The organism is Streptomyces sp. NPDC048258 (genome assembly GCF_043201995.1).
Taxonomy (GTDB): domain Bacteria; phylum Actinomycetota; class Actinomycetes; order Streptomycetales; family Streptomycetaceae; genus Streptomyces.
The window spans coordinates 12,089-26,963 of the sequence record NZ_JBICZH010000019.1 but is presented as its reverse complement, the minus strand read 5'-3'; the positions used below and the strand labels follow the sequence as shown (position 1 = coordinate 26,963).

13 protein-coding genes and 2 pseudogenes are annotated in these 14,875 nt (G+C 71.5%); 6 read left to right on the top strand and 9 right to left on the bottom strand.

Features of this window, described 5'->3' with window-relative positions:
- Positions 1-57: 57 nt before the first annotated feature.
- A pseudogene (locus tag ACGFYQ_RS32490) lies at positions 58-573 on the bottom strand (glycosyltransferase); the annotation flags it as partial.
- A 137-nt stretch (positions 574-710) separates the two neighbouring features.
- On the opposite strand from ACGFYQ_RS32490, the gene ACGFYQ_RS32485 reads away from it, so the two are divergent.
- From ACGFYQ_RS32485 to ACGFYQ_RS32475, 3 genes are all read left to right on the top strand, one after another.
- Positions 711-1,043: a GYD domain-containing protein gene (locus tag ACGFYQ_RS32485; protein ID WP_393749766.1), complete on the top strand. Its 333-nt coding sequence runs from the start codon at positions 711-713 to the stop codon at positions 1,041-1,043.
- A gap of 68 nt (positions 1,044-1,111) precedes the next feature.
- Entirely contained in the window at positions 1,112-1,348 is a 237-nt protein-coding gene (locus ACGFYQ_RS32480; protein ID WP_393749765.1) for a hypothetical protein, read from the top strand.
- Positions 1,349-1,484: 136 nt separating this feature from the next.
- Positions 1,485-1,985 (top strand): hypothetical protein, encoded by a 501-nt coding sequence (locus ACGFYQ_RS32475; RefSeq protein ID WP_393749764.1) that lies wholly within the window; start codon positions 1,485-1,487, stop codon positions 1,983-1,985.
- A 64-nt stretch (positions 1,986-2,049) separates the two neighbouring features.
- On the opposite strand, the gene ACGFYQ_RS32470 is transcribed toward ACGFYQ_RS32475, so the two are convergent.
- Together ACGFYQ_RS32470 and ACGFYQ_RS32465 are read right to left on the bottom strand one after the other, a co-directional pair.
- Positions 2,050-2,409 carry a zinc ribbon domain-containing protein YjdM gene (locus ACGFYQ_RS32470; RefSeq protein WP_393749763.1) on the bottom strand — a complete coding sequence of 120 codons (360 nt, stop codon included), beginning with the start codon at positions 2,407-2,409 and terminating at the stop codon, positions 2,050-2,052.
- A 138-nt stretch (positions 2,410-2,547) separates the two neighbouring features.
- Positions 2,548-3,645: a hypothetical protein gene (locus ACGFYQ_RS32465; RefSeq protein ID WP_393749762.1), complete on the bottom strand. Its 1,098-nt coding sequence runs from the start codon at positions 3,643-3,645 to the stop codon at positions 2,548-2,550.
- Between the two features lie 333 nt (positions 3,646-3,978).
- Here ACGFYQ_RS32465 and ACGFYQ_RS32460 point away from each other — a divergent pair, with 333 nt between their 5' ends.
- The gene (locus ACGFYQ_RS32460) at positions 3,979-5,196 is read left to right on the top strand and encodes a glycosyltransferase (protein ID WP_393749761.1); all 1,218 of its coding nucleotides are present in this window, start codon (positions 3,979-3,981) and stop codon (positions 5,194-5,196) included.
- Positions 5,197-5,360: 164 nt separating this feature from the next.
- Here ACGFYQ_RS32460 and ACGFYQ_RS32455 read toward each other — a convergent pair whose 3' ends face one another.
- A complete protein-coding gene (locus tag ACGFYQ_RS32455) occupies positions 5,361-6,128 on the bottom strand; it encodes an NPP1 family protein (RefSeq protein WP_393749760.1) in 768 nt (255 codons plus the stop codon).
- A gap of 870 nt (positions 6,129-6,998) precedes the next feature.
- The gene (locus tag ACGFYQ_RS32450; RefSeq protein ID WP_393749759.1) at positions 6,999-7,658 is read right to left on the bottom strand and encodes a TetR/AcrR family transcriptional regulator; all 660 of its coding nucleotides are present in this window, start codon (positions 7,656-7,658) and stop codon (positions 6,999-7,001) included.
- 64 nt (positions 7,659-7,722) lie between these two features.
- Between ACGFYQ_RS32450 and ACGFYQ_RS32445 the strand changes: the two are divergent.
- A pseudogene (locus tag ACGFYQ_RS32445) lies at positions 7,723-9,331 on the top strand (FAD-binding oxidoreductase).
- 88 nt (positions 9,332-9,419) lie between these two features.
- Here the strand turns inward: ACGFYQ_RS32445 and ACGFYQ_RS32440 are convergent.
- Genes ACGFYQ_RS32440 through ACGFYQ_RS32425 form a run of 4 tightly spaced genes read right to left on the bottom strand, consistent with a single transcriptional unit; the run spans position 9,420 to position 12,363 of the window.
- On the bottom strand, positions 9,420-9,905 hold the full coding sequence (locus tag ACGFYQ_RS32440; protein WP_393749758.1) for a carboxymuconolactone decarboxylase family protein: 486 nt from the start codon (positions 9,903-9,905) through the stop codon (positions 9,420-9,422).
- Between the two features lie 44 nt (positions 9,906-9,949).
- Complete coding sequence (locus ACGFYQ_RS32435; RefSeq protein WP_393749757.1) at positions 9,950-10,333, bottom strand: hypothetical protein; 384 nt, start codon at positions 10,331-10,333, stop codon at positions 9,950-9,952.
- 24 nt (positions 10,334-10,357) lie between these two features.
- Entirely contained in the window at positions 10,358-11,140 is a 783-nt protein-coding gene (locus ACGFYQ_RS32430; RefSeq protein ID WP_393749756.1) for a response regulator, read from the bottom strand.
- Positions 11,137-12,363, bottom strand: a complete 1,227-nt coding sequence (locus ACGFYQ_RS32425; RefSeq protein WP_393749755.1) for a sensor histidine kinase — start codon at positions 12,361-12,363, stop codon at positions 11,137-11,139. Before ACGFYQ_RS32425 ends, ACGFYQ_RS32430 begins: the two co-directional genes overlap by 4 nt.
- A 292-nt stretch (positions 12,364-12,655) precedes the next feature.
- Here ACGFYQ_RS32425 and ACGFYQ_RS32420 point away from each other — a divergent pair, with 292 nt between their 5' ends.
- Positions 12,656-14,860 carry an MMPL family transporter gene (locus ACGFYQ_RS32420; RefSeq protein WP_393749754.1) on the top strand — a complete coding sequence of 735 codons (2,205 nt, stop codon included), beginning with the start codon at positions 12,656-12,658 and terminating at the stop codon, positions 14,858-14,860.
- The last annotated feature ends 15 nt before the right edge of the window (positions 14,861-14,875 follow it).

The window sequence follows — 14,875 nt, the reverse complement described above, 5'->3', positions numbered from 1 at the left end:
GGTTCGCGTCGTCGCCCGCCGGTCCCCGGCTCGGCGATTCGGTGCGATTCACGCGGTCTGGTGGTTTACCTCGCCGACGACGAAGCAGTCGTCCTGGTCGTCGATCAGGGCCAGGTCGGCCCAGCCGCGGGCGTGGAGTACGCGGCGGCCGTGCGCGCGGCTCGCTTCAATGGCCACCCGGGCGATGCCCCTCGGGACGTGCGCGGCCATGCTGCCGAAGCCCACGTACACCGGCGGTGAGCCGGCGTCCAGGAACCCCTCCAGCCCTTCCGGGAGCGGACGGTCGTCGGGCAGGATCCACGCCCCGGTCCGCACGATGTCGAGGTCCGTCATGCCCTGCGACGGACGCAGCGTCGCGTCTGCCGCCAGCCACGGCCGGTCGGTGAACACGTGGTCGCGGACGCTGTCCACCGGCGGCAGGCCGATCGCCGTCCGATGGCTGCCCAGCGCCTCGCCGTACGGCGCGTTCACCCGCTGGGCGTCCTGCTCCCACAGCACCCGGTTGTCGGTCTCGTCCTGCGGGGATTGCTGGCCCGGCCGCGCCCCAGGAGAGAAGTGCCGCGACGGCAGGCCGCCCGCCGCGTACGGCGGTACGTCGTGCGATCAGTGGCCGGACGCCGTCGTTGTCGGCTGTTTGGGGGACCCGCGGCCCACCCCCGTGCCTCTCCCGCCCGGCGCGGGCATCTCTTGATGAAACGAAAGAGAGACAGATGCCGCTCTATCTATCGAGGTTCAGCTACACGCCGGAGACCTGGGCGAGGCTGATGGGCCACCCCGAGGACCGTGCGAAGGCCGCTCAGTCGTACATCGAGTCCATCGGCGGGAAGCTCCACGGCTTCTGGTACGCCTTCGGCAGGCACGACGGCTACAACCTGTGGGAAGCTCCTGACAACGTGTCCATGGCCGCGGTCGCGCTGGCGATCAGCGGAGGCGGCGCGCTGAGTTCGTTCGAGACGACCGTTCTCCTGACCGTGGACGAAACGCTGGATGCCCTGCGCAAAGCCGAAGGAGTCCGGTACCGGGCTCCTGGCGTGCAGCGGTGAGCAATGCTCGGAAGTCTGCCGATGCCGACCGCGATTACCGCCGGCCGTGACGTGGAAGCGATCTCCGCATGACCGAAAGCGCGAGTCCCCACATCTCCTCGGCCCGGGTCACCGTACTCGGCGTACATCCCGGTGACCCGCCGTTCCGCATCGTGGAGATCGACGGCGAGGTCGTCGGCACCGCCAGGTCCATGACGGACGTGCTCCTGACCGCCGCTGCCGCCGGCATCACGATCCACGACCTGGGCGACCCGGACGAGGTCCGGTGGGTCGGCGGCGGGCAGTACCGCTGGAGTGCGCACTGACGCCGTCCACGCGTCACACACCATCACCTCCGAGACCGGCGCCATCACCACGGAGATGATCACTCGGATGCCGTGCCGGGCGGGCGGACCGGACCTGTCGGCTCTTGACTGGGTGGAGTCGGATCAGGGAGGTGTGATGGCAGTGGGCGCACGAATGCGCGGGCTGGCGGGTGTGGTGGCGGCCCTCGCGGTGGGAGCCGCGGGATGTTCGGACGGAGGCGGTCCGTCCGGGGCGGCCTCGAAAGCGGCGTCCGCCGTGGAGTCGGCGGGGGCGGCGGTTTCGTCGGCGGCTGCCGAGGCGTCGGACGTCGTCGAATCGGCCGCAGCCGTCGCGAAGGACAAGCTCTCCGAGGTCAAGAACGGCGTCGACGCGAAGGGCGAGGTCACACTCGGTGAGCCCGCAACGGACAGCGACGGCCGCACCACCGTCTCCGTCTCGGCCACGAATTCCGACGGCTCGAAGAAGTCCTTCGCCGTACAGGTGAATTTCAAGGACGAGGGCGGCAAGCTGCTGGACACCGTGGTGGTGACGATCCCGGATGTGGCGGGGCATACGACCGGCGAGGGCACCGCGCGCAGTACCCACACGCTGTCGGGCACCGTGAAGGCGGAAACCGGGACGGCGCTTCGCTACTGAGCCGGGGGACGGAAGCCCGGGCCGCGAGGCGGTCCGAGACCTTTCTGCGCACCGGCCACCCGGATCAGGCCTTCTTGACCACGCTCGACTTGAGCTGCATGGCGCCGAAGCCGTCGATCTTGCAGTCGATGTCGTGGCCGTCGACACCGTCGACCAGGCGGATGTTGCGCACCTTGGTGCCCGCCTTGATCCCCGAGGGGCTGCCCTTGACCTTGAGGGCCTTGACGACGGTCACGGTGTCGCCGTCGTTCAGCACGTTCCCGACCGAGTCCTTGATCACCCGCTCGCCGGAGGCACTCGCGTCATCCGCCCCCGCCGCAGCGGGAACCCACTCGTGGGCGCACTCCGGGCAGACCATCAGAGCGTTCATCTCGTAGGTGTACTCGCTGGAGCACTTCGGGCACGGGGGCAGGCTCGCCGTCATCTGTTCTGTCCTAGCTCGGTGCGTAGGTGCGTAGGTGCGGGGCGCTCGAGGCACCCAAGCGATGGGGAGATCAGGGTATCCGAATTGCACACTTCTGCAATTCACTACACCCATAGGGCGCTGAGTCCGGGGCGGCTATCAGGTACCGGTGTAGCGCAGGAGCACTGCGACGCCGTTCTCCAAGGGCAGCTCGTCGCGCGGTACGGCGATCAGGTCGGCCTCGGTGCCGGCCGCAGCCCGGATCAGGGCTGCGCCGACCGCCGGCTCTTCCCAGAAGTAATGCAGGCCGAAGGCGATCAGGTCCTCGCCGGACAGGGCCAGATGCGTGGGCGCCGTACCGACCCAGAGGTGCCGGTCGATCTCCACCGGCTGGTTGAAGATCAGGGTCTGGGCCTGCCGGCGCTGAAGGGCGGCGACCGTGGCGGCGATCCCCTCGACGTACTCCGGGTGACGGGCCCGCTGGCCGAGGAAAGCGTCGAGCTGCTTCTTGTCATGGTCGGGGAGCCGGTCGTCGAGCAGGATGCGGAGTTCGTCCTCCAGGAGGGCCCGGCCGGGCTCCGGCTGCCGGTGATGACCGTCCTTGAGTTTGACGAGGGCACCGTGCAGTTTCGGCGGAGCCGCCCTCATGAGGCTGCTGACGGCCCACGGGTCGCCGAACAGCACGATCATCTCGATGCCGTTGGCGTCCACGCCGTCGACGAGCTCCACCAGGAGCCGGTCGACCTCCTTGGGCCACGCCTCCACCGGTATCCGGCGGTGGGAGTACTCGCCCGGACCGACACGGTTCATCGGCCATCGGCCGGCCTCGGACTCGAGCTCCAGCTCCTCCTCGCCGCCACCGGGCCCGGCGATCCGTACGCGGTGGATGCCGACGGCGGCGTACGGGATGTCCGGGGTGCGCTGGAGCACGAGCGGCAGCGCATCGGGCAGCATCCCGTACAGGGCGCTGTCGCGAGCAGGGGGCTCGGGCAAGGTCTCCGCGAGGACGAGGCTGCCGTGGGCGGCGAAGATCGCCTGGCCATGCCGTCCGGCCACCTCCCGGTCGGTGCCGACCACGTCCTCGATGGCCCTGACGGTGGGCTCGTCCGCGTCGTGCGCGAGCAGGCTCTTGCGCAGCGTGCGCCAGCGAACGTCGATGGCCCGGTCCGGGCCGTCGAGGTCACGGGAGGTGTCGAGGTACACCGAGGCGATCGGGCCGGGATGGGCGTAGAGAGGGGTGAGGAACTGCAGTTTCACTGCTTCCTCCCGGCGAACGAGAGTGAGGTGCCGCCCGCCTCGGATGACGGGGTCGGGGGTCTCAGGGCCAGGACCGGTCTCGCGGGGTGGTCCTTCCATCGGCCGCCGCTTCGCGCCGCCGAAGGAGGTAAGACTCCAGCGGCTACCAGGTCGACTATCCCGATTCCGCTTCGCGGGGAGGTCGTCCGTCGGCGGCGGACGTTGAGGGGAGAGGGGAGCACTCACTCCTCTCCACTCTCAACATATAGCGCAGCGGGGGGCTTGCGGCAAGACCCTGGCCGTACCGCAGAATCACCCACCGAAGCCAGAACCTGCGGAAATGAGAATCACGAAATGCGTGTGGTGTTGTCGACGTACGGGTCGCGCGGGAGTGTCGAACCGATAGCGGGACTCGCGGTGCGGTTGCGGGAACTTGGCGCGGAGGTGCGGATGTGCGCGCCGCCGGACGAGGAGTTCGTAGAGCGGTTGGCCGAGGCCGGTGTGCCGCTGGTACCGACCGGCCGGCCGGTGCGTCCGCTGGTGACCTCGGTGACGCCGGGGTCTGCGGTGGGCCTTGCGCAGCGTGCGGCCGAGTTGATGGCCGCTCAGTTCGACACGGTCGCCTCGGCGGCCGAGGGATGTGGTGCGCTGGTGGCGACCGGACCCTTGCCCGCCACGGCCGGTGCGCGGTCGGTGGCCGAGAAACTGGGCATTCGCTACGTGCACGTGAGCCACCAGCCGGTCAGCCTGCCGTCGCCGTACCGCCGGCCGCCGGCGCGGCGGGGCCAGCCGTTGCCACAGGACGTGACCGACAACCGGGCCCTGTGGGACCTGGACGCCCGGATCGCGAACTCGATGTTCGGCGAGATGCTCAACACCCAGCGGGCGTCGTTCGGCCTGCCGCCGGTGGACAACGTCCGCGACTACGCCTTCACCGACCGGCCGTGGCTGGCCGCGGACCCGGTCCTGGCCCCGTGGCAGCAGTCGGCGGACCTCGACGTGGTGCAGACCGGCACGTGGACGCTGACCGACGAACGCCCGCTCCCCGCCGAGTTGGTGACGTTCCTGGACGCCGGCGCACCACCGGTGTACGTGGGCTTCGGCAGCACGCCCGTGAGCGCCCCGAAGGACGTCGCCCGGGTGGCCATCGAGGCGATCCGCGCGCAGGGACACCGCGCAGTCGTCGGGCGCGGCTGGGCCGATCTGGGCCTGATCGATGGCGGGGACGATTGTCTTGTCGTCGGTGAGGTCAACCACCAGGCGCTGTTCCGCCGGGTGGCCGCCGTCGTGCACCACGGCAGCGCGGGCACGACGGCCACCGCCACCCGGGCCGGCGCGCCTCAGGTGGTGGTACCCCAGGGAGCCGACCAGCCGTACTGGGCCGGCCGGGTGGCCGGCCTGGGCATCGGCGCGGCACACGACGGTCCGATCCCGACCGTCGAGTCCCTGTCGGCCGCACTCGTGACGGCCCTGACTCCCGACACCCGCGCACGGGCGACCGCCGTGGCCGGCACGATCCGCACCGACGGGGCGACGGTGGCCGCGAAACTGCTGCTCGACGCCCTCAGCTGAGAAGGACCGCCGGTGTGCGTGGAGCACGCGGGATCTTCGAGCCGTGACCGGGGCGCCGGCCCGGTCACGGTCGTCCGACCTCGGCGCACCCGCCCTCGTGGCTTCGGCCGGTGCGGGACCGGTGGGTGTGATGTGCCGGGCGGGCGGCCGGTGGCCGTCCTCGTCTACAGGTACGGGTCGAAGGGGATGCCCGTCGGCTTGGCCTCCGCCAGGTGGGATGCGAAGGCGCTGTCCTTCAGGCCGAAGTGCGCGCTGCCGAAATCGGCCTGGCTGAGCTTGTCCCGCAGTGTCGCCGGGTAGCCCGACCACCCGACGAGCGCGGGGAACTGCCAGGCGCGGCGATGGTTCTCGGGCGGTTCGTCGTTGGTGTTCGCCGCACGGAAGCAGTGTGTGCCGACGCCGTCCTTGTGGTAGACGATCTTCGGGTGGGTGCCGTCCCAGCGGATCTGGTCGCGCGTGTGGATACTGAAGTCGCCGTGGGCGGAGGTCGCGACGTACTTGGCCTCGTTGCCCTGGATCCACACCACCACGTGTTCCCAGTCGTGCCGGTGGCCGCCGAGACTGACGCCGGGGACGGCCTGGTCCTTCTCGAAGTACAGCGCGTACATCACGGCGCACCAGCCGTTGTTGCAGGTCCAGCGGGAATAGCCGTTGGTGTTGTCGAGGTCCGAGGCGTCCCGACAGTTGCCGTTGAGGGCGCCGGTGGGTTTGAGTCCGCCGTTCAGAACTCCGCTCGGGCCTATGGCGGGTGTCGGGTAGCAGCCGTCGGTGTCGTAGTCATAGGCCGGCTGGAAGGTCAGCTCGATCGCTTCGGCCTGGGTGGGCAGGGCCGGGGGTGGCGCTGCGAAGGCCGCCTGGGGAACGCCGACGACCAGCGCGAGGGCGGCGCCGACGACTACCAAAGATCTCCGGATGTGACGGTTCGTCCGCAAAACGGGCCCCCTGGCCGGTCGGATTCGATGGCGGCGAGCGGATCGCGACCACCGTCGGCCGACACACGCCCGGAGCATCATTCGCGAACCGGCGCGACACGGCAAGAGTCCGGGCAGCCTCTTTTACTTGCGGAGGGATGGCCCCGGACAGCCGCACACACAAAGGAAATTGACGAGACGTCAACAATGGATCGGGGGGCGGAACGCGACAGCCGAGTTGCCCTCGGCCTGCGGCCCTGCGGCTCCTGCGGCCCCCGCAGCACAGGGCTCGGCACGAGGAGCAGTTCGACGCAAGGAGGAGCTCGTCACGCGAGGACCCGTCGCCGCCCCGCGCAGGAGTCCGAGCGGGATGTGAGCCGAAGGCGGTCGAACCGTCGACGTGACGCCGCAGCAGGCAAGCGCCGCCACACCGCGGCCTCCGAGGCGCGGCGGGCGGCCGTCACACGGTCAACGTCCGACGGTGTTCATCAGGACGATGGCCAGGAGGTTCAAGAGGATGACGGCGATGACGCCGCCGATCATGATCCAGGCTCTGCGTGATTCGTCCATGCGTACGAGTCACCTCCCGACTCAGACGTGCCGCCACGCGTCGATCCGGCAGCCGCACGAAGATCCCGCCGACCTCTAGTGCTGTGACCGGCAAGGTTCACCGGGTCGCGACGCCCGGCACGGCACCTCGCCGCGTTGTCGGACCGCGCAAGTACGTCCAGTACGAGCCGCGGCCCTCCGCCTTGCGATGCACCGCACCTGGGGGCACCTCCCAGCGGTAGCTGGGGGAGCCGCGCCCCGGCAAACCTTTCCGGCCACAGCACTAGCCATGATGGCCCGGTTCCAAGCGGAGCACAGGTCGGCCGCCCGGCCGCCCCGGCTTCAGCCGGAGCGGTCGTCGGAGGTGAGGGTGGCGGCGGCCGCGAAGAGGCGTGCGCAGCGCTGCGTCATGGCCGCAGGGGTCTGCTCCGGGTGCTTGACCCACCAGCGGACGAGGGTGGCGACCAGGTCCCGCCAGACGTACTTGAGCGCGTCGGCGTCCAGCGGGTCGGTGGATCCGGCCGCGCGCAGCAGTTCGGCGGTGCCGCCCGCGGCGAGCCGGTCGATGGCCGACCAGTACTCCGAGGCCCGGCGTGCGGCCTCGCCGCCGGACGGCAGGGAGGTGTCGTACAGCACGAACCACGCCTCCCGCTGCCCCTCCAGGGCGGTGAAGATGCCGTCGAGTACGCGCAGGGGCGTGTGCGGCGCAGTCCCTTCCGGGCCCATCGCCGTACGGATGGCATCCAGGAGCCGGTCCCCGACCGGCACCAGGCAGGCGACGTACAGATCCTCCTTGGCCCCGAAGTACTGGTGCAGCAGCGTCTTGGTGACGCCCACGCGCGCGGCGATCGCGGGGAGCGACGCGGCCGCGTAGCCGCAGGTGCCGAACTCCTCCGTGGCGGCTTCCAGCATCTGCTGCCGACGGCGCTCCCGCGGGACTCCCTTGGTGCCGGCTTTCGAAGGGTTCGCAGGTTGTGCAGGTTTCGCAGGTGGGGTTGCCATGAGCCGATATTATCAGTAGGTAATTTACCGCTAGGTAAATTACCTCGACCCCTGGAGCGCCTCCATGGCCGGCACCACCCCGCAGCCGACGTCCCGTACCCGCTCCTGGTGGGGCTGGGGCTGGACGGACGCGCATCCCGACGACGCGGAATGCGCCGCGATGGGCGCCCTGCTCCCCGGCACCCTCAGCCGCCCGCTCCCCGTGCCCCGCGTCCGCGACCTGGGCATCGGCAGCCCCGCCGTCGAACCCCCGCGGAGCCTCGCCCACCTGGTCACCGCCGACCCCGCGGATCGCGCCGCCCACGCCATGGGAAAGGCGTACCGCGATGTCATACGCGCCCTGCGCGGGCGCCCCGGGCGCGTCCCCGACCTCGTCGCACGCCCGGCGGACGAGCGGGGCGTGGCCGACCTGCTGGACTGGGCCGGCGACCGGCAGGTCGCCGTCGTCCCGTACGGCGGGGGCTCCTCGGTCACGGGAGGCGTGGAGTACCGCGGCGACGCCCACCGGGCGGTGATGTCCCTCGACCTGACCGCCATGGGGCGCGTCCTGGAGGTCGACGCCGAGGGCCGCGCCGCACGCATCCAGGCCGGCACCCTCGGGCCGAGCCTGGAGGACCAGCTGCGGCCCCACGGCCTCACGCTGCGGCACTTCCCGCAGAGCTTCGAGTTCTCCACCCTGGGGGGCTGGCTCGCCACCCGGGCCGCCGGCCACTACGCCACCGGCCGCACGCACATCGACGACTTCGTGCAATCCCTGCGCGTGGTCACACCGGCGGGCACGAGCAACTCCTGGCGGCTGCCCGCCTCGGGGGCGGGACCCTCCCCCGACCGCCTGTTCCTGGGCTCCGAAGGGGCCCTCGGCATCATCACCGAGGCATGGGTCCGCCTACAGGAACGCCCCCGCCACAAGGCGTCCGCCGCGGTCGCCTTCACCGGCTTCCACGACGCGCTCCGGGCGGTGCGCGCCATCGCGCAGTCCGACCTCTCCCCCGCCAACTGCCGTCTGCTGGACGCCGGTGAGGCCGCGCTGTCTGGCGCGGCGCAGGACGGTTCCGCCGTGCTGGTCCTGGGTGGCGGACGAACCGGTGACCGCCCGGCTCGAACGGGCCGTCGGCCTGGCCCGCTCGCACGGCGGCCGGTACGGCGGCACCGTGGGCCCGGACGAGTCCCGGGCTGGTACCCCGGCTGGTGACGCGGCCGTGAGCGCATGGCGCTCGGCCTTCCTGCGGATGCCCTACCTCCGCGACGGTCTGGCCAGGATGGGCGCCGTCGCGGAGACCTTCGAGACGGCGGCCACCTGGGACCGGATCCCCGGCCTGATCGAGGCGGTGCGCACCGAGGTCGGCGAGGCGGCGCTCAAGGCCACCGGGCACCCCGCGACCGTCAACTGCCGTCTGACGCATGTCTATCCGGACGGCGCGGCGCCCTACTTCACCGTCCTCGCCGCCGGCCGTGCCGGTGACGAGGTCGCCCTCTGGGACGACCTCAAGGCTGTCGCGGGCGAGGTCCTGTACCGCCACCGGGCCACCATCACCCACCACCACGCCGTCGGGCGGGACCACCGTCCGGGCTACGACCGACAGCGTCCCGAGCCCTTCGCCCTCGCGCTGCGGGCCGCGAAGGCGGCGCTCGATCCCCGGGGCATCCTCAACCCCGGCGTGCTCGTGGACTGAACAGGGCCGCGGGCGACCGGCGGACACGGGCGGCCCGGCGGGTAATCCGGCCGCCCTGCCCGTACCGGCCCACCCGGGGCCGAGGACCTCACGTCCACTGCGTCCTGGCCAGTGAGTCGACGGGCACCGGCTTGCCGATGACGGCGAGGGCGATGAAGAAGTTCACCTGCCCGATCGCGATCGTCAGCGTGGCCAGCGCCTTGTCGTCGAAATGCTCCGACACCTGGGCGTAGAGCTCGTCGGAGACCCGTTCCCCCCGAGGGGACGGCTGGAGGACGGCCTCCACCAGGGCCAGCGCGGCGCGCTCGGCTTCGGTGAAGTAGGGCGCGTCCTGCCATGACGCCACGGCGGTGATCCGCTCCTCGGATTCTCCGGCCTTGCGGAGGCTGCTGCTGTGCAGGACGGTCAGGTAGGTGTTCCCGACGATCTGGCCGGCACGGAGGTGGACGAGGCTGATCGTGGTGCGCGGCACCGAACGGTTTCCGGTGGCCCGGAACAGGCTCGCGCTCACATCGGCGAGTTCGGGGACGAGGTTCTCGGGGTTGGGCATCCGGGGGGTGATCGGCTTGTCCATGGCTGGTCTCCAAGGCCGGGGCCGTCGCCTGTCGCGTCGGCCGCTCACCTCACTGACGGATGGGCGCTCGCCGATGTGACCGGTCGGCGACGAAGATTTCCGGGCGATCTTGTCCGGTGATTTCCACAGGCGAGGGAGCCCAAGGACTTGCCGACGAGGAGGCGACAGGCCCCTGCCTCGGCGTCGACGGCCTGGGCGACCTGCCGCTCCACCCACGCGACCCGGTCGTCCACGGTGAACTGCGAGAGGTCATCGGGGACCTTCCACCACAGCTCCTGGACCGTCCAGCCGAGCTGGAGGAGCACTCCACGGGCGAAGTGCAGCAGCGGCCTGGCGGGCGAGTAGCCGACGCCCGGAACGACGAGTGCGACACGGTCACGGGCCCCGTCGAAACGGGTGGGGACGGTGAAAGCGGAGGAGTCAGGCATGGCCGCAGGCTACTGGGCAGTGTTCTAGAACCGGGGTCGGTCGCTCGTCTCGTGCCGTGACGATCTGGGTGCAGGGTGAGGGGTTCCTTTTCCGCTGTGCCTGTCGCCGGGCGGGTCCCCGGCCGCCGCACGGGGAGTGACCAGGCCCGATTCGTAGGCCGCGATAACGGCCTGGGCGCGGTCGCGGACGGCGAGCTTGTCGAAGATGCTGGTGATGTAGTTCTTGACCGTGGAGAGGCTGATGTCCAGAGTGCGGGCAATCCCGGTGTTGTCGAGGCCGGTGGCCATCAGATGCCACACCTCGACCTCGCGGGGGGTGAGTTCACCCAGGCCGGTGGGCGCCGGCAGCGCACCTCGGGGTGCCCGTACGTAGGTGGAGATCAGCCGGGTGAGCAGGCGCGGCGCGACGGCGGCCTCGCCGGCGTGGACGGTGCGGATCGCCGCGCTCAGGTCCTCCGGGGAGCTGTCCTTGGGCAGGAACCCGTAGGCTCCGGCGCGCAGGGCGTCCACGACGTATTCGTCGAGGTCGAAGGTGCTGAGTGCCAGGACCCGGCAGCCAGGCACGGTGGCGGCGAGTTCTCCGGTCGCGGCGACCCCGTCGAGGACGGGCATCCGGATGTCCATCACCACGACGTCTGGGCGCAGTTGGCGGGCGAGGGTAACGGCCTGCGCGCCGTTCTCTGCCTCTCCCACCACCTCGAAGGACGGGTCCGGGGCGAGGATCAGCGACAGGCCGCGCCGGACCAGCGGCTGGTCGTCCACGATCAGTACCCTGATCCTCGGCGGCGTCGGCCCGGTCCCGGTCATCGGCGCGCCCTCTCGTGCTGGACGGCCGCCTCGGCGGACTCGTCGGTGGTCAGCGGCAGGTCGGCCACCACGGCGAACCCCCCATCGGCCTGCGGGCCGACGGTGAGGGTGCCGCCGTGCAGGGCGACGCGCTCGCGCATGCCGATGAGGCCGTAACCGCCCGAGCCCGGCGCCGACGCCCCCTCCTGCGGCGGTGTGCCCCCGCCGTCGTCCCGCACCTCGACGGTGACCCGCTCCTGGCCGTACGTCAGCTGTACGGACGCGCGGGCGGCCCCCGCGTACTTGCGGGTGTTGGTGAGGGCCTCCTGGGCGATCCTGAACACCGTGAGGCCGACGGTCGGCGGCAGCGGACGCTTCGGCCCGTGGACGCCGAACTCGGTCGGCAGTCCGGCGAGGCGGGACTCGGCCACCAGGCGGTCGAGGTCGTCGACGCCGGGCTGGGGCAGCGACGGCGCGTCCTCCGGTTCGTCGCCGGCCCGCAGCACGTCGAGGAGCTGGCGCATCTCGCGCAGCGCGAGCCGCCCGGAGGCCTCCAGGGTGACCAGGGCGTCCCGGACCACCTCCGGTTCGGCGATGTTGGCCCGGGCTCCACCGGCCATCAGCTGCATGGTGGTGATGTGGTGGGCCACGATGTCGTGCAACTCCCGTGCGATGCGGCGGCGTTCGTCGGCCACTGCACGGTCGGCGAGGAGTCTGCGGTTGACCGCCACTTCCCGCTGCCAGCGGTTGACCGCCATGGCGGTGCCGACGACGATCACGGTGGAGAGGGGGGAGGCAACGGCGTCCTGCCAGGGCGGAATCCGGCCGTTGCTCTGGCTCAGCAGCGTCAGCGACACCGTCGCGGCGGCCGCGACCGCCGTCACCCGCCCGGGGCAGGCCCTGGCGACCGAGTACAGGGCGACGATCAGGACGGCACCGAAGTGACTGGGCAGCGGTACGGTCAGGGCGGTCGTCGCATCGAGTGCCAGTACGGCGGCGAGCGCCGCCACCGGGTGGCGGCGCCGGGCGAGAAGCGGCATGGCTGCCAGCGCGACGAGGAAGAACCCGGCCACGCTCACGTCGTGTTGGCCGCCGGGGGCGTTGTAGAACACGTAGCTGAGCAGGTTCATCGAGCAGGCCCCGCCGGTCACGAGTGCGTCGTTACGGGTCCACGGCGGCTCGGCGCTGTCGATGTGCAGCGGCTCCCAGGCGTCGCCGGGCTCGATGTGTCGGCTCCTGGGCATGTCCGCTCCCCCTGTGTCCGGCCTCCCGGTCTCCTGTCCCCCGGGAACAGGGTTGCACAGCAGCCGCGGTGGCAGCACAGGCTGCGGCGGTACGCGGCCCCTGTCCCGGACGCCGATACCCGGATCGGGACCAGGACCAGGGTCCTGGTCGGGGGCCGGGGGGAGGACCCAGAGCCCCGGTCCGGATCATCCGCTGCCACGACGCTCGGCGGCCCCTGCGACTGATGGTCTGGAGACCGGCCGGGAGCCCCCGGCAGACGTCCGCATTCAAGTCCGTCCGCCGGAGGACATCGTGATCCGCGCCCTGACCGGATACTCCACCAGACACCCGTGGAAGGTCATCGCCCTCTGGGTGGTGCTGGGTGTCGTACTGAGCGCCCTGACCCCGATGCTGATCGCCCGCGTCACCCAGCAGCAGACCGGGGACTTCCTTCCTCGCAGTTATGACTCGGCCGCCGCGCTGCACATCGCCCAGGAACAGTTCGGGGTGAACCCCGACGCCACCACGGTGACGGTGCTGGTCGCCCGTTCCGACGGCAAGGCCCTCGGCGCCGCCGACCAGCAGCGGGTCGAGGCCGAGGCGGCGAAGCTGGCCCAGCGCCGGGTGATCATGCCCAGGGAGGACGACGTCCCGGAGTTCCTGGTCCCGGACCGCTCCCAGACGCCCCGGATCGCGCCGGCGATGACGGCGCCCGACGGGAGTTTCGAACTGCTCTCCGTCCAATTGACCGGGAATCCCACGGACAAGGGGGTCCAGGGCGTCTACCGGACCTTCCGGGACGCCGCCCGGACGCAGTTCTCCGAGGCGGGGATGCGCACCGGTTTCACCGGGAGCCTCGCCGACACCGTCGACACCACCGATGCCCACAGGACCGCCTCGACGGTCGGGAGCGCCCTCGTCATGGGGTTCATCGTCCTGCTCAACGTGCTGGTGTTCCGCAGTGCGCCGGCGGCCCTGCTGCCGCTGCTCGCGGTCGCCATGATCGGCGGCGTGGCGGGGGGTGCCGTCGCGGGTGCCGCGATGCTCACCGGGCGGAAGCTCGACGCGGGCACCCCGGGGCTGATCAACGTGGTCCTGCTCGGCATCGGCATCGACTACCTGCTGTTCCTGCTGTTCCGCTTCCGCGAGCAACTGCGCACCCGGCCCGAGCAGTCCGCCCGCGAGGCGGCCGAGCAGGTCTCCGGCCGGGTGGGCACCGCGATCACCTCGGCGGCGCTGACCATCGTGGCCGCGTTCGCCACGCTGGGCCTGGCGACCTTCGGGCAGTTCCGCTCGCTGGGCCCCGCGATCGCCGTCGCGGTCCTGGTGATGCTGCTCGGCAGCCTCACCCTGCTGCCGGCGCTGCTCGCGGCCGCCGGGCGCAAGATGTTCTGGCCCTCCAAAGCCCTGCGCCGCGAGCAGCGCGAAGGCCGTGCCGCCCGCTTCGGCGCGCTGGTCACACGACGACCGCTGACGATGCTGCTCACCTCCGTCGCCCTGCTCGCCGCGCTGGCCGCCGGGTTGACCGGCATGCGCATGGAATACGGCCGGGGCGATGCCGGTGACCGGACACCCGCCGCGGCCACCGCGGCCGAGATCTCCCGCACGCTGCCGGCCGGGGTGTCGGACCCGACGAGCGTCTTCGTCGCCGCCACGGACGGCGGCACCCTCACCGCCGCCGGGCTCGACGGCCTCTCCCGTGCGCTCACCCAGGTCAACGGCGTGGGCCAGGTCGCACCGACCGTCCTGAACGAGGACCACCGTGCTGCCCGGATCGACCTCTACCCGACCGCCGACCCGCAGAGCCAACAGGCCCGCGACCTGGCGTCCGGACCGGTCCGGGCCGCGGTCGCCCAGCACACGCCCGCTGGGACGACGGCACACGTGGGCGGGACGGCGGCGATCTTCGCCGACATCTCGACCGCCGTCGACCAAGACCTCACGATCGTGTTCCCGGTCGCGGCCGCGCTGATCGCGCTGATCCTCCTGCTGCTCCTGCGCAGCCTGCTCGCACCCATGGTCCTGATGCTCTCCGTCGGGCTCGGCTTCGCCGCCACCCTCGGCGCCGCCACGCTGCTGTTCCAGCACGCCCTCGGCAAGCCGGGCGTCAACTTCACCCTCCCACTGGTGCTGTTCCTGTTCGTCGTGGCACTGGGCACCGACTACAACATCCTGATCGCCGACCGGATCCGGGAGGAGATGCAGCGACCGGGCCCGGCCCGCGCCGCCGTGGCCCGCGCGGTACGGCACACCACACCGGCCATCGCGACGGCCGGGCTGGTGCTGGCCGGCTCCTTCGCCACGCTCGCCACGACCCCGGGAAGCGAACAGGTCGCCTTCGCGATGGCACTCGGCATCATGCTCTCCGCGCTCGTCCTTTCGCTGGTGCTGGTCCCCGCCCTGGCCGCACTCCTCGGCCGGGCCATCTGGTGGCCGGTCCGCCCGCGGCCCACCCCGGGCGGACACCCGCAGCACCGTGCGACCGCACCCGCCGGTCCAAGCCTCGGTAAGCCGTGACCTGATCGGGTGCGG

Bases quoted from the DNA above. Each gene is read 5' to 3' on its own strand.
- ACGFYQ_RS32485 (WP_393749766.1), top strand. From the start codon at position 711: ATGCCGCTCTATCTATCGAGGTTCAGCTACACGCCGGAGACCTGGGCG.
- ACGFYQ_RS32480 (WP_393749765.1), top strand. From the start codon at position 1,112: ATGACCGAAAGCGCGAGTCCCCACATCTCCTCGGCCCGGGTCACCGTA.
- ACGFYQ_RS32475 (WP_393749764.1), top strand. From the start codon at position 1,485: ATGGCAGTGGGCGCACGAATGCGCGGGCTGGCGGGTGTGGTGGCGGCC.
- ACGFYQ_RS32470 (WP_393749763.1), bottom strand. From the start codon at position 2,409: ATGACGGCGAGCCTGCCCCCGTGCCCGAAGTGCTCCAGCGAGTACACC.
- ACGFYQ_RS32460 (WP_393749761.1), top strand. From the start codon at position 3,979: ATGCGTGTGGTGTTGTCGACGTACGGGTCGCGCGGGAGTGTCGAACCG.
- ACGFYQ_RS32450 (WP_393749759.1), bottom strand. From the start codon at position 7,658: ATGGCAACCCCACCTGCGAAACCTGCACAACCTGCGAACCCTTCGAAA.
- ACGFYQ_RS32440 (WP_393749758.1), bottom strand. From the start codon at position 9,905: ATGGACAAGCCGATCACCCCCCGGATGCCCAACCCCGAGAACCTCGTC.
- ACGFYQ_RS32435 (WP_393749757.1), bottom strand. From the start codon at position 10,333: ATGCCTGACTCCTCCGCTTTCACCGTCCCCACCCGTTTCGACGGGGCC.
- ACGFYQ_RS32430 (WP_393749756.1), bottom strand. From the start codon at position 11,140: ATGACCGGGACCGGGCCGACGCCGCCGAGGATCAGGGTACTGATCGTG.
- ACGFYQ_RS32425 (WP_393749755.1), bottom strand. From the start codon at position 12,363: ATGCCCAGGAGCCGACACATCGAGCCCGGCGACGCCTGGGAGCCGCTG.